The organism is Pseudomonas sp. GW821-FHT05D12, from assembly GCF_059419825.1.
In genome coordinates this window covers 126,477-140,768 of the sequence record NZ_JBWKSN010000009.1, presented here as the reverse complement: position 1 = coordinate 140,768, position 14,292 = coordinate 126,477, and the positions used below count along the sequence as shown (strand labels likewise).

Below are 14,292 nucleotides of genomic sequence, written 5' to 3'. Positions count from 1 at the left end.
ATCGCAGGCACGCCAGCTCCTACAGCTTGAGTCGGTTTCGTCAGTTGGAGACGTCGGCGATGGCTTCGGCCAGCAGCGTCAGGCGCGTGGCATCGATGCCCGCGACGTTAGCCCGGCCCGAACTCACCATGTACACGCTGTGTTTCTCCCGCAGCTGTTTCACCTGCTCGGCACTCAGGCCGGTATAGGAAAACATCCCGCGCTGTGTGCCGATGTGCGCAAACCGCGCCGACAGGCCATGGGGCGCCAATGCTTCCACCAGCCCGGAACGCAGGTGTGCAATGCGTGAACGCATGGCTTCGACCTCGTCGCTCCAGCGTTTTTTCAGCTCGGCATCCCCCAGGATCGTCGCGACCACCGCCGCGCCATGATCCGGCGGCGTCGACCAGAGGTTGCGTGCGATATTCGCCAGTTGGCTGCGCACATCCGTCAGCTTCTCGGCATCCGCCGCGCACACGATCAACGCGCCGACGCGGTCGCTGTACAGGCCGAAGTTCTTCGAGCAGGAGCTGGTGACCAGGACTTCCGGCAACTCGGCCGCAAACAGGCGCACCGCCCAGGCATCCTGCTCCAGGCCGTCGCCGAAGCCCTGGTAGGCGAAGTCGATCAGCGGCAGCAGCTGGCGCTCGCGCACGATCTGCAAGACCTGGCGCCAGTCATCCTGGGACAGGTCGAACCCCGTCGGGTTGTGGCAGCAGGCGTGCAGCAGCACCACGTCGCCCTTGGGAATGGTGGCGAGAGTCGCCAGCATCGCCGCCACATCCAGGCGGTTGTCGGTGCCCACGTAAGGGTAATGACTGACCTTGAGGCCGGCCTTGGCGAAGATGGTTTCGTGGATCGGCCAGGTCGGGTTGCTCAACCACACGCCACGGCCGGGCAGGCTGTGGGCGATGAAGTCGGCACTCAGGCGCAAGGCACCGGTGCCGCCCGGCGTCTGGGTCGCACCGGCGCGGCGGGCGTGGATCAGGGCCGAATCGGCGCCGAGCACCAAGGCGCTGATCAGCGTGCCGAAGGCCGCGTTGCCATGGCCGCCGATGTAGGTCTTGGTGGTCTGGGTGTCGACCAGGCGCTGCTCGGCGAGCTTCACCGAGTGCGGAATCGGCGTCAGGCCCTGGTCGTCCTTGTACACGCCCACGCCGAGGTCGAATTTGTTCGGGTTGGGGTCCTGGGCGTACAGGTCCATCAGCCCGAGGATCGGGTCGCCGGGCACACGGCCAATGGCATCGAAATGCATTACTTGCGGCCCTCGGCGTCCTTGGCCACTTCGTCGGTGCGCGCGGCCATGATGAAGTCGTTGCGGTGCAGGCCCTTGATGGAGTGGCTCCACCAGGTCACGGTGACCTTGCCCCATTCGGTCAGCAGGCCTGGGTGATGGCCTTCGGCTTCGGAGATTTCACCCATGGCGTTGGTGAAGGCCAGGGCAAACTTGAAGTTCTTGAACAGGAAGACCTTCTCCAGTTGCATCACGCCGTCGCGCACTTCGATGTTCCAGTCGGGAATCTGCTTGAGCAGCACCGGCAGTTCTTCATCGCTGACTTGTGGAGCGTCGGCGCGGCAGGCTTCGCAATGGGCTTGGTTCAAGGTGGTCATGGGGGTGTCCTGAATTCGAATGTATGAAGGTCAGTAGCGTTACCCTAAAGCAACGCGCGGCCAGGGAACAGACTCACCTGGCCTCAAGATGTAAGGTTCAAGCAGCCTTGGGCTTTGGCGGGAATTTCGGTGCATGCAGACCCAGCTGCATCCCGCGTTCAACCATGCCCATGATGTCTTCCTGCGCCACGTCGAACAGGCGCTTCAGGTCCGGCAGCACGAAGTACAACGGCTGCAGGATGTCGATGCGGTACGGCGTGCGCATTGCTTCCAGCGGGTCGAAGGCTTGGTGCTCGGGCTCGGACGACAGGCTGTACACCGTCTCCTTGGGCGACGACAAAATGCCGCCACCGTAGATGCGCAGGCCAGCGGGCGTATCCACCAGGCCGAACTCGATGGTCATCCAGTACAGGCGCGCCAGGTACACGCGCTGCTCTTTGGTGGCCGCCAGGCCGAGCTTGCCGTAGGTGTGGGTGAATTCGGCGAACCAGGGGTTGGTCAGCAACGGGCAGTGACCAAAGATTTCGTGGAAAATATCCGGCTCTTGCAGGTAGTCCAGCTCTTCACGGGTACGAATAAAGGTCGCCACCGGGAACTGCTTGTTGGCGAGCAATTCGAAAAAGGTCTGGAAGGGGATCAATGCGGGGACCCGGGCGACTTGCCAGCCTGTGGTCTCGGCCAGCACTTTATTGATCTCGCCCAATTGCGGAATGCGGTCCAGTGGCAGGCCGAGCTTGTCGATGCCGTCCAGGTATTCCTGGCAGGCGCGGCCTTCGATCACTTTCAACTGGCGCGTGATCAGGGTGTTCCACACCGCGTGTTCTTCCGGCGGGTAGTGGATAAAACCTTGCGCATCGGGCTCGCGGGCCACGTATTGCGTCTGCTTCATACGGCTCTCCTGCTAGGCATTCGTTCTTGTTATGTCCTGCGATGCCTCTATTGATACCGAGGGGCAGCGCCGATGCCATCCACCTGCGGCAGCGGTCTGTAGGAAAATTTACCGAATTATGTAAAGTATTCGTTACGCTTGTGGGCCGGTGGCGTCTGCGGGCTGTAAAAATGGCGGTGACTGTCACATAATCTTGACGACTATCTGCGCCCAGCGGCAAAAAGACGCGGCGCCTCCCCACTCTTCGGGCCTTTTCATGCGTATCAAAGTGCACTGCCAGAACCGCATCGGCATCCTGCGGGACATCCTCAACCTGCTGGTGGAATACGGCGTCAACGTCGCCAAGGGCGAGGTCGGCGGCGAGCATGGCAATGCCATCTACCTGTATTGCCCGAACCTGGTGAACATGCAGTTCCAGGCGTTGCGCCCGCAGTTCGAGGCGATTGCCGGGGTGTTTGGCGTCAAGCGGGTCGGGCTGATGCCCAGCGAGCGGCGGCATATGGAGCTCAATGCCTTGCTCGGCGCCCTGGAGTTTCCGGTGTTGTCGATCGACATGGGCGGTTCGATTGTCGCCGCCAACCGTGCGGCGGCGCAGTTGCTCGGGGTGCGGGTGGATGAGGTGCCGGGGATTCCACTGTCGCGCTACGCCGAAGACTTCGACTTGCCCGAGTTGGTGCGCGCGAGCAAATCGCGGATCAATGGCCTGCGGGTCAAGGTCAAGGGTGACGTGTTCCTGGCGGATATCGCGCCGCTGCAATCTTCCGAGCACGATGACAGCGAGGCCATGGCCGGTGCCGTGCTGACCCTGCACCGCGCCGACCGCGTGGGCGAGCGCATCTACAATGTGCGCAAGCAAGAGCTGCGTGGCTTCGACAGTATTTTCCAAAGCTCCAAGGTCATGGCCGCGGTGGTGCGTGAAGCCCGGCGTATGGCGCCGCTGGATGCGCCTCTATTAATAGAAGGGGAAACCGGCACCGGCAAAGAACTGTTGGCGCGTGCCTGTCACCTGGCCAGTCCGCGCGGGCAGTCGCCGCTGATGGCGCTCAATTGCGCCGGTCTGCCGGAGTCCATGGCCGAGACCGAACTGTTCGGCTACGGTCCCGGTGCGTTTGAAGGTGCGCGGGCCGAGGGCAAGCTGGGGCTGCTGGAGTTGACGGCGGGCGGTACGTTGTTTCTCGATGGTGTCGGTGAAATGAGCGCGCGGTTGCAGGTGAAATTGCTGCGCTTTCTGCAGGACGGTTGCTTTCGCCGGGTCGGCAGTGATGAAGAGGTGTACCTGGATGTGCGCGTGATCTGCGCCACCCAGGTGGATTTGTCCGAACTGTGTGCCCGGGGCGAATTCCGCCAGGACCTGTATCACCGCCTCAATGTGCTGTCCCTGCATATCCCGCCGCTGCGCGAATGCCTGGATGGCCTGGCGCCGCTGGTCGAGCACTTTCTTGATCAGGCCAGCCGCCAGATTGGCTGCCCGCTGCCCAAGCTGGCACCTGCCGCGATGGATCGCCTGAGCCACTACCACTGGCCGGGCAACGTGCGGCAGCTGGAAAACGTGCTGTTCCAGGCGGTGTCGTTGTGCGAGGGCGGTACGGTCAAGGCTGAGCATATTCGCCTGCCGGATTACGGCGTGCGTCAGCCGCTTGGCGATTTCTCCCTGGAGGGCGGCTTGGAAGAGATCGTTGGACGCTTTGAGAAGGCAGTACTGGAAAGCCTGTATGCCGAGCATTCCAGCAGCCGGCAACTGGGCAAGCGCCTGGGGGTGTCCCACACCACCATCGCCAATAAGTTACGCGATTACGAAATTCTCAAGACCGACAAGTAACTACCTGACACAACTGGGTCAAAATGTGGGAGCGGGCTTGCTCGCGAATGCGGTGGATCAGTCACCTTATGTGCTGGCTGACACCGCGCCTTCGCGAGCAAGCCCCGCACATTTGATTGTGTCGTTGCCGTAAGCGGCATAAGTCCGCCGTTTTTTCGACTCTTACTCAACGCCCATTTCCCGTCACCCAGCCGCAAACCCTTGCCCCGCCTGGTCTTTCCCTCATTTTAAAAAGTTGGTTCGCAAATTGCTTAAGCCTCATCAGTACAGCGGTGGGCGGCAAGCGTCCGTCAGAAAGAGGAAAGAGCGTGGACAAGTACCTTTATGTGGCAATGACCGGCGCCAGCCAGAATGCTCTGGCGCAGAAGGCCCATGCCAACAACCTGGCGAACATTTCCACCAATGGTTTCCAACGCGACCTGGAACAGGCGCGTTCGATGCCGGTGTTCGGCGACAGCTTTCCGGCGCGCGCCTTTGCCATGACCGAGCGCCCAGCCACTGACTTCAGCCCCGGCGCGATGATCGAAACCGGTCGCGACCTTGATGTGGCCGTCAACGGCAACGGCTGGTTGGCCGTGCAGACCCCGGACGGCAGCGAAGCCTACGTGCGCAGCGCCAGCATGAACGTCGATGCATTGGGCGTGCTGCGGGCCGGCAACGGTATGCCGGTGATGGGCAATGGTGGTCCGATCGCCGTGCCGCCGCAGCAAAAAATCGAAGTGGGTTCCGACGGCACCATCAGCATCCGCGCCATGGGCGAGGGCCCGCGTGTGATGGCCGAAGTGGACCGCATCAAGCTGGTCCAGCCGGACCTCAAGAATATGAATAAAGGCCTGGACGGCACCATCCATACCAAGGATGGCCAGCCGGCCCAGGCCGACGCGAACGTGACCCTGACCTCGGGTTTCCTGCAGGCGAGCAACGTGAATGCGGTGGAAGAAATGACCGCAGTGCTGGCGCTTTCCAAGCAGTTCGAGCTGCACATCAAGATGATGAACAGCGCTAAAGAAGACGATCAGGCCATGACTCGCGTCATGCAGATGAGCTGATAACAGCCCTAACTAATTTGTGATGCGGCGCCAACAAACAGGCGCACGAAGGAGAACAGCATGCTTCCGGCTCTATGGGTTGCCAAAACAGGTCTGTCCGCCCAGGACACCAACCTGACCACCATTTCCAACAACTTGGCCAACGTGTCGACCACGGGTTTCAAACGTGACCGTGCCGAGTTCCAGGACTTGCTCTATCAGATCAAGAAACAGCCGGGCGCCCAGTCGACCCAGGACAGCGAACTGCCGTCGGGCCTGCAACTGGGTACCGGTGTGCAGATCGTCGGCACCCAGAAGAACTTCAGCGCCGGTAACCTGCAGCAGACCGGCCAACCGCTGGACATGGCCATCAACGGCCGTGGCTTCTTCCAGATCCTGCAGCCGGATGGCACTACTTCCTACACCCGTGACGGTACTTTCCACCTGGACTCCAACGGCCAGATCGTGACGGCCAACGGTTTTGCCCTGGAGCCGGCTGTGGTCGTCCCAGCGGATGCCAAGACCTTCACCGTCGGCAACGACGGCACCGTGTCGATCACCGTCGCCGGCAACCCGGCGTCGCAAGTGATCGGCAACCTGCAGACCGCCGACTTCATCAACCCGGCCGGCCTGCAGGCCATGGGGAACAACCTGTTCCTGGAAACCGCCTCCAGCGGCGCGCCGCAAATCGGCACCCCTGGCCTCAACGGTTTCGGCACCACGCTGCAAAGCACCCTGGAAACTTCCAACGTGAGCACGGTTGAGGAGATGGTCAACATGATCACCACCCAGCGCGCCTACGAGATGAACTCCAAGGTGATTTCCACCGCCGACCAGATGCTTTCGTTCGTAACGCAGAATCTGTAATCAAGTCTATGGGGCGCTCTTGAGGGCGCCTGCAACACCGTGAGGTAAGGGTCATGAATCGCTATGTTTCCGTTCTGGCATTGAGTGGGATTGCCGTGCTCGCGGGCTGTGTCGCCCCGACGCCAAAACCCAATGACCCGTACTACGCGCCGGTGTTGCCACGCACGCCGCTGCCGGCGGCGGCCAACAATGGCTCGATCTACCAGGCCGGTTTCGAACAGAACCTGTACAGCGACCGCAAGGCGTTCCGCGTGGGTGACATCATCACCATCACCCTGAACGAGAAGACCCAGGCCAGCAAGAATGCCAACTCGCAGATCGGCAAGACCAGCAAAACCAGCATCGGCCTGACTTCGCTGTTCGGCGGCGTGCCCAACACCAACAACCCGTTGGGCAGCGGTGACCTGAGCCTTGACGCCGGCTACAGCGGCGACCGTGCCACCAACGGCAAGAGTGCGGCAGGGCAGGGCAACAGCCTGACCGGCTCGATCACCGTGACCGTGGCTGACGTGTTGCCCAACGGCATCATCGCCGTACGGGGTGAAAAGTGGATGACCCTCAACACCGGCGATGAGCTGGTGCGCATCGCCGGCATGGTCCGCGCCGATGATATTTCCACCGACAACACCGTGCCGTCGACGCGGATTGCCGATGCGCGCATTACCTACTCGGGTACGGGTTCGTTTGCTGATGCGAGTCAGCCGGGCTGGTTCGACCGTTTCTTCCTTAGCCCGCTGTTCCCTTTCTAGGTGGCCACTTTGAAACTCAAACAGCTGATGGCGGCGGCACTCCTGCTGTCCCTGAGCGCCGTCGCCCAGGCCGAACGCCTGAAGGACATCGCCAGTATTTCCGGCGTGCGTTCCAACCAGTTGATCGGCTACGGCCTGGTGGTGGGGCTCAATGGCACGGGTGACCAGACCACCCAGACCCCGTTCACCTTGCAGACCTTCAACAACATGCTCTCGCAGTTCGGCATCAAGGTGCCGGCGGGCTCGGGCAATGTGCAGCTCAAGAACGTCGCCGCCGTATCGATCAGTGCCGACTTGCCGGCGTTTTCCAAGCCGGGACAGGTGGTAGACATCACCGTGTCGTCCATCGGTAACTCGAAAAGCCTGCGTGGCGGCACCCTGTTGATGACGCCCCTGAAGGGTATCGACGGCAACGTCTACGCCATCGCCCAGGGCAACCTGGTGGTCGGCGGTTTTGATGCCGAAGGTCGCGACGGTTCGAAGATCACCGTCAACGTGCCGTCGGCCGGGCGTATTCCCGGGGGTGCCACGGTCGAGCGGACCGTGCCGAGTGGTTTCAACCAGGGCAACAGCCTGACCCTGAACCTCAATCGCTCCGACTTCACCACCGCCAAGCGCGTGGTCGACAAGATCAACGACATGCTCGGCCCTGGCGTGGCCCAGGCCATCGACGGCGGCTCGATCCGCGTCACCGCGCCGCTCGACCCAAGCCAGCGCGTCGACTACCTGTCGATCCTGGAAAACCTGGAAGTCGATCCGGGCCAGGCCGTGGCCAAGGTCATCATCAACTCGCGGACCGGCACCATTGTGATCGGCCAGAACGTCAAGGTCTCGCCAGCGGCAGTGACCCACGGCAGCCTGACCGTGACCATCACCGAAGACCCGATCGTCAGCCAGCCTGGCCCGTTGTCCAACGGCCAGACCGCAGTGGTACCGCGTTCGCGCGTCAATGCCCAGCAAGAAGCCAAGCCGATGTTCAAGTTCGGCCCTGGCACCACCCTGGATGAGATTGTCCGCGCGGTGAACCAGGTGGGCGCAGCCCCCGGCGACTTGATGGCGATCCTCGAAGCACTGAAACAGGCCGGCGCCTTGCAAGCCGACCTGATCGTGATCTGAGGCCATGGCCATGGATATGCGCAAGAGCGGGATCAGCAGCACGGCGGACTCGGGGTCCTACTCCGACCTGAACCGGCTTAACCAGCTCAAGGTCGGTGACGACAAGAACAGCGAAGGCAACATGCGCAAAGTGGCGCAGGAGTTCGAGTCGCTGTTCTTGAGCGAGATGCTCAAGTCGATGCGCTCGGCCACTGAAGCGCTGGGCAAGGACAACCCGCTGAACTCCCCGGCGGCCAAGCAGTATCAGGAAATGTACGACCAGCAACTGGCGGTCTCGATGTCCCGCGAGGGCGGTGGTATCGGCCTGGCCGACGTGCTGATGCGCCAGATGCAGAAGAACAAGCCGGTGGACGCCCAGGCGGCCACCTTGCAGGGCCCGGCGGCAGCCGAGCCGGTGAAGAAAGCCGCAGTGCCGACCGAGATTGCCGCCGGCACCCAGGCCGAAGGTCCGCTAGGCCGTTCCAATGGCCAGCGCCCACTCTGGGCTTACCGCGTGGCGGTCCCCGAGGGCGCCAGCGCGCATGCCAACGATATGGAGCTGATGAACCAGCGCCGTATCGCGTTGCCGAGCAAACTGACCGATCGCCTGCTGGCCGGCATCGTGCCGAGCACCGACGCAACCACCGTGGCCCAGGCCGCGCCGCTGCGTAACAGCGCAGCTGCCGACAACGTGATCAACAGCAGCGCACGCACCTTTGCCGTGCCCAGCGGGCGCATGCAGGTGTACGGCCGCGCCGTCGCCCAGCCACCGTTGGCGCCGGCGAAGAAGGCCTTCAGCTCGCAGGATGAATTTGTCGCGACCATGTTGCCGATGGCCAAGGCGGCCGCCGCGCGTATTGGCGTCGACCCCAAATACCTGGTGGCCCAGGCCGCCCTGGAAACCGGCTGGGGCAAGTCGGTGATGCGCGCCGAAGATGGCAGCAGCAGCCACAACCTGTTCGGCATCAAGGCCGGCCAGAGTTGGCAGGGCGGCCAGGCGCGCGCAATCACCAGCGAGTTTCGGGATGGGGCGATGGTCAAGGAGACGGCACAGTTCCGTTCCTACAATTCCTACCAGGACAGCTTCCATGACCTCGTGACATTGCTGCAAAGCAATGATCGCTATAAAGAAGTTGTGAAGTCGGCCGACAACCCGGAACAGTTTGTACGCGAGTTGCAAAAAGCCGGATACGCAACCGATCCGGACTACGCCAGCAAGATTTCGCAGATCGCCAAAACGATGAATAGCTACCAGAACTACGCTGCCGCTGGCGCAACCACACATTTATAAGGTCTGAACCATGAGTTTGCTCAGTATCGGGATGTCAGGGCTTAACGCCGCTCAAGGATCGTTGTCGGTCTTGAGTAATAACATTGCCAACGCCAATACCGCGGGCTATTCGCGTCAGCAGACCACCCAGAGCGCCAATGCGTCGAACCCGTACGGCGGCGTGTTCATCGGCAGCGGCACGACCCTGGCTGACGTGCGTCGGGTGTACAACGAGTACCTGGACACCGCCTACCAGAACAGCACCGCGCTCAATAGCGATGCCGCGGCGTACCTGGACCAGGTCAGTGCCGTCGACAAGACGCTGTCGGACAAGACCACCGGCATGTCGGCCGTGCTCAGTTCGTTCTTCGCTGCCGTGCAGACGGCGTCGGCCAACCCCAACGATACGTCGGCCCGCCAGATTCTGCTCACCAACGCCCAGACCTTGAGCAACCGGTTCAACTCGATCTCCAACCAGTTGGGCCAGCAGAAAGAAACCATCAACAGCCAGCTGACCTCGATGGCCGACCAGGTCAATCAGCTGACGTCGTCGATTGCTTCCCTGAACAAGCAGATCAACCAGGTCCAGGGCTCGTCGAACACCACGCCGGCCAACCTGCTGGATGCGCGTGCCGAGGCCGTGCGCTCGCTGAACGAGTTGATTGGCGTGACCGCCAGCGAGAAAAACGGCGTGTTCAGTGTCAGCACCGGCAGCGGTCAATCGCTGGTGCTGGGTGACCAGTCCAACACGATTTCTGCAGTACCGAGCAAAGGCGACACCAGCCAATACACGATCCAGCTCAACATGGCCGGGAACACCGCCGTCGACCTGGGCAACGTGATCAGCGGCGGCAGCATCGGCGGCCTGTTGCGCTATCGCAGCGACGTGCTGATGCCGGCGATCAACGACCTGGGTCGGATTGCCATCGTCACCGCCGACGCGATCAACAGCCAGTTGGGCCAGGGCGTGGACCTCAACGGTGAATTCGGCGCCTCGATGTTCAAGGACATCAACAACGCGGCGTCCGTCGCCCTGCGCAGCCAGGCGGCACAAGGCAACACGGGTGACGCAAGCCTGGGCGTGACGATTGCGGACAGCAGCAAGCTGACCAATTTCGACTACAAGGTCTCGTTCAACGATGGCACCAACCTCAACAAGGTCACCGTGCTGCGTTCCGACGGCAAGGCCATGGGTACCTACGATCTGAGCGCCACGCCGCCACCGGTAATCGACGGGGTCACCCTGACGATCAAGAACGGCGCGGCCGGGGTAAAAGAGGGTGACAGCTTCAAGGTCAGCCCGACCGCCAACGGCGCCAAGGAAATCGGCACCGTGCTGACCGACCCGAGCAAGATCGCGTTTGCCGCACCGTTGCAGGGCGAGGCCGGCAAGAGCAACCAGGGCACCGGCACGTTCACGCCACCGACCCTGACGGTGCCCATCGACATCGAGGGCGGGGCTGACGCCGCGCAGCTGCGCGTCGGCATCGCCAACTCGATGCCGGTGAAAATGGTATTCGGCGACAAAGCCGCCGATGGCACCCAGAGCTACACCCTGAGTAACGCCAAGGGTGAGCCTATCGGCACGGGCACTATCGTTCCGGGCCAAGCCAACAAGATCACTATCAACGTGCCGATGCGCGATGCCAGCGGTACTTTGCTCGATCCGGCCAAGAGCTTCAGCTTCGACACCACCGTGGCCGGTTCGCCGACCAGCGGTGACAGCACCTCGTTCTCGTTCAATGCCACCGGCAAGTCCGACAACCGCAACGCCCAGGCGCTGATCGGTCTGCAGACCAAGGCGACCGTCGGTGTTGGAGCGGATGGCAGTGGCGGGCTCAGCCTGGTGGGGGCCAACAGCAAGTTGGTGTCGACCGTCGGCGCCAAGGCCGCTGCAGCCACCACCGACACCACGGCTACCACCGCGCTGTTGACGGCCAACAAGAACGCGCGCAACTCGGTGTCCCAGGTCAACCTGGACGAAGAGGCGGGCGACATGATCAAGTTCCAGCAGTACTACACCGCGTCGTCGCAGATCATCAAGGCTGCGCAAGAAACCTTCAGTACGCTGATCAATAGTCTTTAAGGGAGCCTGGGACGATGCGCATTTCTACACAGCAGTACTTCGACACCAGTGCCACGCGCTATACGGATAACTACTCCAGCGTGGTCAAGGCGCAGCAGCAGGCGAGCTCCGGCGTGCGTGTGCAAACCGCCGCGGATGATCCCGTTGCCGCCCAGCGCCTGCTGATGCTGCAACAGCAGAAAGACATGCTGGCCCAGTTCAGCGGCAATATCACCAGCATTCAAAATACGCTGACCAACGAAGAAAGCGTCCTGACTGCGATCAGTAACACGATCCAGGCCGGTAGCCAGCTGGCACTGCGCGCCGGCGGCGTGACCAGTGATGCCGACCGCAAGTCGATTGCGGTCGAGGTGGGCGCGCTTGAAGATCAACTGCTGGGCTTGCTCAACAGCAAGGATTCGGCGGGCAACTACCTGTTCTCCGGCTCCAAGACCGATACACCGCCGTACTCGCGCAACAACGATGGCACTTATAGCTATCAGGGCGACGAAAACGAGCTGAGCCTGCAAGTCTCCGAGACGCTCAATGTGCGCACCGGCGACACCGGCAAGACCATCCTCGAAGGGGCGGTCAACACCAGTCGTACCCAGTCCAATTACCTCGCACCTGCGACTGCGCCTGTGCCGCCGGCGATTTCGCCGCCGCTGGTGGATGATCACAAGGTCGCGATTTCGGCGGGCCTGGTGGGTTCGGGCATCGACTACACCAAGCAGTTCGCCGACGGCCAGCCGTACAAGGTGACCTTTACCAGCAGCACCCAGTACGTGGTGACGGACAAGGACAACAACAACATTACCTCGCAGCTGCCAGGTAATGGCACGTTCGATTCCACCAAGGAAGGCAGTGCCAGCATCAACATCCGCGGGGTGAAGTTCGATATCACCGTCGACCTCACCGATACCGCCACCGGGCCTGACGCCGATGCGCTGGTCGCCGGGCGCGAATTCAGCCTGAGCGCCAAGCCGGACGCCTTCAACACCTCGCGCACCGCGAGCAACACCTCGTCGGCGCAATTGACCAATGGCCAGGTCAGCAGCGCGGCCGGCTACGCCAGCACCTTTCCGAACAGCGGCGTGTTGATCAAGTTCGATGACACCGACGCGACGGCTTATAAAGTCTATGCCCAGCCGTACACCGCCAACAGCAAGTCGATTGGCGAGGGCGTGATCAACGCCGGCACTCCGCCGGCTCCGAACACGATCACCGCGGCGGGGGTCACCTTCGAGGTGAGCGGCACGCCGAATGTGGGCGATCAGTTCTCGATCGGCAACAGCACCCAGAAAACCCAGAACGCCCTCGACACCCTGGGCCAACTGCGCCAGGCCCTGCAACAGCCGGCAGACGGTATCCCGGGCGCGCGGGTCAAGCTCCAGGACGCCTTGAACGCGGCGGTCGCCAACCTCACCAGTTCGTCCGACCAGGTCGACAACGTGCGCGGTTCCATCGGCGCGCGGCAGAACGCGCTGACGGTGCAGGCCAGCGAAAACACCAGCGTCGGCCTGGCCAATACCAGCACCATGAGTGCGCTGGCCAACGTCGACATGGGCGAGGCGGCGATCAACCTGACCTTGCAGCAAACCATGCTGGAAGCCTCGCAACTGGCGTTTGTGAAAGTCTCGCAGTTGAGCCTGTTCAACAAGATGTAAGCGCTGGCATGTCAAGCGGCCCAGCCTGGAAACAGGCTGGGCCGTTGTCGTTTCTGGGATTTAATTGTTTGAAGGTTTTGCATAAAGCACACAAAATTGAGTGACCTGTGAGTCATAAAGCGCATCTTCACTGTATCGTGTGAAAAGGATAAGTCGTCACAGGGTCCGTGCGGGGCGGCTTTCAGCGAGATTTTTATGGGGTTATCCCCTTTATTGTCAGCACCCCAGGCGTGGTCCGGGGGTGTTCTCCAGCTATTTAGTATTGGGAAGCCACAATGATTGGCATAAAAAGCATCGCCAGTTACGTGCCGGCAGACGGGATCGATAACTACGCCCAGGGTGCCAAATTCGCCAAGGATGAAGAGTTCATCATTGGCAAGATCGGCTCGGCCTTCCTGCCACGCAAGGAAGCGGCGCAGGAAACCTCTGACCTGTGTGTCGAGGCGGTCAACGCTTTGTTTGCCAACAACCCGGATTTGAAGCGCGAGTCCATCGACGCGCTGATCGTCGTCACCCAGAACGGCGACGAAGAGGGCCTGCCCCACACTGCCGCCATCGTCCAGGACAAACTGGGCCTGCCGACTCACGTCGCCGCCTTTGATATCTCCCTGGGCTGCTCTGGCTATGTCTACGGCATCTACGCGATGAAGGGCTTCATGGAAGCCGCCGGCCTGAAAAACGGCCTGCTGATCACCGCCGACCCGTATTCGAAGATCGTCGACCCGGAAGACCGCAACACCACCATGCTGTTCGGTGATGCCGCCACCGCTACCTGGATGGGCGAAGACGCACCGTGGTTGCTCGGCAAGTCCAAGTTTGGCACCGACGGTTCCGGCGCGCCGCACCTGAAGGTCAGCGATGGCGTGTTCTTCATGAATGGTCGCCAGGTGTTCAACTTCGCCTTGCTCAAGGTGCCGGCGCATTTGCACGAGCTGCTCGATGAGTCGCAGCTCAAGGCCGATGACATCGATGCATTCTGTATTCACCAGGGCAGTGCGGCGATTGTCGACGCCGTGGCGCGTCGCTTCGAAGATGCGCCGGTGGACAAGTTCATCAAGGACATGGTCGAGACCGGCAACACCGTGTCGTCAAGCATTCCGCTGCTGTTGGAAAAGCACGTGATGGACGCTACCTGGAAACGCGTGGCCATCAGCGGTTTCGGGGTTGGCCTGTCGTGGGGTTCGGCGATTCTCTATCGCCCGTGACGCTTTAATAGCGACAAACAAAAACGCCGATGATCGAAAGATCATCGG

At 61.7% G+C, this 14,292-nt stretch carries 12 protein-coding genes; 9 read left to right on the top strand and 3 right to left on the bottom strand.

Annotated features, from left to right (window positions below; genetic code table 11):
* Positions 1-40: 40 nt before the first annotated feature.
* The 3 genes from AC07SI_RS18265 to phhA all read right to left on the bottom strand — a co-directional run bounded on the left by AC07SI_RS18265 (position 41) and on the right by phhA (position 2,479).
* A complete protein-coding gene (locus tag AC07SI_RS18265) occupies positions 41-1,234 on the bottom strand; it encodes an amino acid aminotransferase (protein WP_065909770.1) in 1,194 nt (397 codons plus the stop codon).
* On the bottom strand, positions 1,234-1,590 hold the full coding sequence (locus tag AC07SI_RS18260) for a 4a-hydroxytetrahydrobiopterin dehydratase (protein ID WP_010208721.1): 357 nt from the start codon (positions 1,588-1,590) through the stop codon (positions 1,234-1,236). Before AC07SI_RS18260 ends, AC07SI_RS18265 begins: the two co-directional genes overlap by 1 nt.
* Before the next feature lie 97 nt (positions 1,591-1,687).
* Positions 1,688-2,479: a phenylalanine 4-monooxygenase gene (phhA, locus tag AC07SI_RS18255; RefSeq protein ID WP_120449348.1), complete on the bottom strand. Its 792-nt coding sequence runs from the start codon at positions 2,477-2,479 to the stop codon at positions 1,688-1,690.
* 256 nt (positions 2,480-2,735) lie between these two features.
* On the opposite strand from phhA, the gene AC07SI_RS18250 reads away from it, so the two are divergent.
* From AC07SI_RS18250 to AC07SI_RS18210, 9 genes are all read left to right on the top strand, one after another.
* The gene (locus tag AC07SI_RS18250) at positions 2,736-4,298 is read left to right on the top strand and encodes a sigma-54-dependent transcriptional regulator (protein ID WP_065909774.1); all 1,563 of its coding nucleotides are present in this window, start codon (positions 2,736-2,738) and stop codon (positions 4,296-4,298) included.
* A gap of 308 nt (positions 4,299-4,606) precedes the next feature.
* A complete protein-coding gene (locus AC07SI_RS18245; RefSeq protein WP_065909780.1) occupies positions 4,607-5,347 on the top strand; it encodes a flagellar basal body rod protein FlgF in 741 nt (246 codons plus the stop codon).
* Between the two features lie 60 nt (positions 5,348-5,407).
* Positions 5,408-6,193, top strand: coding sequence for a flagellar basal-body rod protein FlgG (flgG, locus tag AC07SI_RS18240; protein ID WP_005790105.1), 786 nt, complete (start codon positions 5,408-5,410; stop codon positions 6,191-6,193).
* A gap of 53 nt (positions 6,194-6,246) precedes the next feature.
* Positions 6,247-6,942, top strand: a complete 696-nt coding sequence (flgH, locus tag AC07SI_RS18235) for a flagellar basal body L-ring protein FlgH (RefSeq protein WP_003214607.1) — start codon at positions 6,247-6,249, stop codon at positions 6,940-6,942.
* 27 nt (positions 6,943-6,969) lie between these two features.
* Positions 6,970-8,058 (top strand): flagellar basal body P-ring protein FlgI, encoded by a 1,089-nt coding sequence (locus AC07SI_RS18230; RefSeq protein WP_033901075.1) that lies wholly within the window; start codon positions 6,970-6,972, stop codon positions 8,056-8,058.
* A gap of 4 nt (positions 8,059-8,062) precedes the next feature.
* The gene (flgJ, locus tag AC07SI_RS18225; RefSeq protein ID WP_495006221.1) at positions 8,063-9,328 is read left to right on the top strand and encodes a flagellar assembly peptidoglycan hydrolase FlgJ; all 1,266 of its coding nucleotides are present in this window, start codon (positions 8,063-8,065) and stop codon (positions 9,326-9,328) included.
* 10 nt (positions 9,329-9,338) lie between these two features.
* Entirely contained in the window at positions 9,339-11,393 is a 2,055-nt protein-coding gene (gene flgK / locus AC07SI_RS18220) for a flagellar hook-associated protein FlgK (protein WP_065909784.1), read from the top strand.
* A gap of 14 nt (positions 11,394-11,407) precedes the next feature.
* A complete protein-coding gene (locus tag AC07SI_RS18215; protein WP_120449344.1) occupies positions 11,408-13,039 on the top strand; it encodes a flagellar hook-associated protein 3 in 1,632 nt (543 codons plus the stop codon).
* 275 nt (positions 13,040-13,314) lie between these two features.
* Positions 13,315-14,244, top strand: a complete 930-nt coding sequence (locus tag AC07SI_RS18210) for a ketoacyl-ACP synthase III (protein ID WP_065909788.1) — start codon at positions 13,315-13,317, stop codon at positions 14,242-14,244.
* Positions 14,245-14,292 lie beyond the last annotated feature (48 nt).

Excerpts from the sequence above, each read along its gene's own strand:
- AC07SI_RS18265 (WP_065909770.1), bottom strand. The coding sequence starts at position 1,234 with ATGCATTTCGATGCCATTGGCCGTGTGCCCGGCGACCCGATCCTCGGG.
- AC07SI_RS18260 (WP_010208721.1), bottom strand. The coding sequence starts at position 1,590 with ATGACCACCTTGAACCAAGCCCATTGCGAAGCCTGCCGCGCCGACGCT.
- phhA (WP_120449348.1), bottom strand. The coding sequence starts at position 2,479 with ATGAAGCAGACGCAATACGTGGCCCGCGAGCCCGATGCGCAAGGTTTT.
- AC07SI_RS18250 (WP_065909774.1), top strand. The coding sequence starts at position 2,736 with ATGCGTATCAAAGTGCACTGCCAGAACCGCATCGGCATCCTGCGGGAC.
- flgG (WP_005790105.1), top strand. The coding sequence starts at position 5,408 with ATGCTTCCGGCTCTATGGGTTGCCAAAACAGGTCTGTCCGCCCAGGAC.
- flgH (WP_003214607.1), top strand. The coding sequence starts at position 6,247 with ATGAATCGCTATGTTTCCGTTCTGGCATTGAGTGGGATTGCCGTGCTC.
- AC07SI_RS18230 (WP_033901075.1), top strand. The coding sequence starts at position 6,970 with ATGGCGGCGGCACTCCTGCTGTCCCTGAGCGCCGTCGCCCAGGCCGAA.
- flgJ (WP_495006221.1), top strand. The coding sequence starts at position 8,063 with ATGGCCATGGATATGCGCAAGAGCGGGATCAGCAGCACGGCGGACTCG.
- flgK (WP_065909784.1), top strand. The coding sequence starts at position 9,339 with ATGAGTTTGCTCAGTATCGGGATGTCAGGGCTTAACGCCGCTCAAGGA.
- AC07SI_RS18215 (WP_120449344.1), top strand. The coding sequence starts at position 11,408 with ATGCGCATTTCTACACAGCAGTACTTCGACACCAGTGCCACGCGCTAT.
- AC07SI_RS18210 (WP_065909788.1), top strand. The coding sequence starts at position 13,315 with ATGATTGGCATAAAAAGCATCGCCAGTTACGTGCCGGCAGACGGGATC.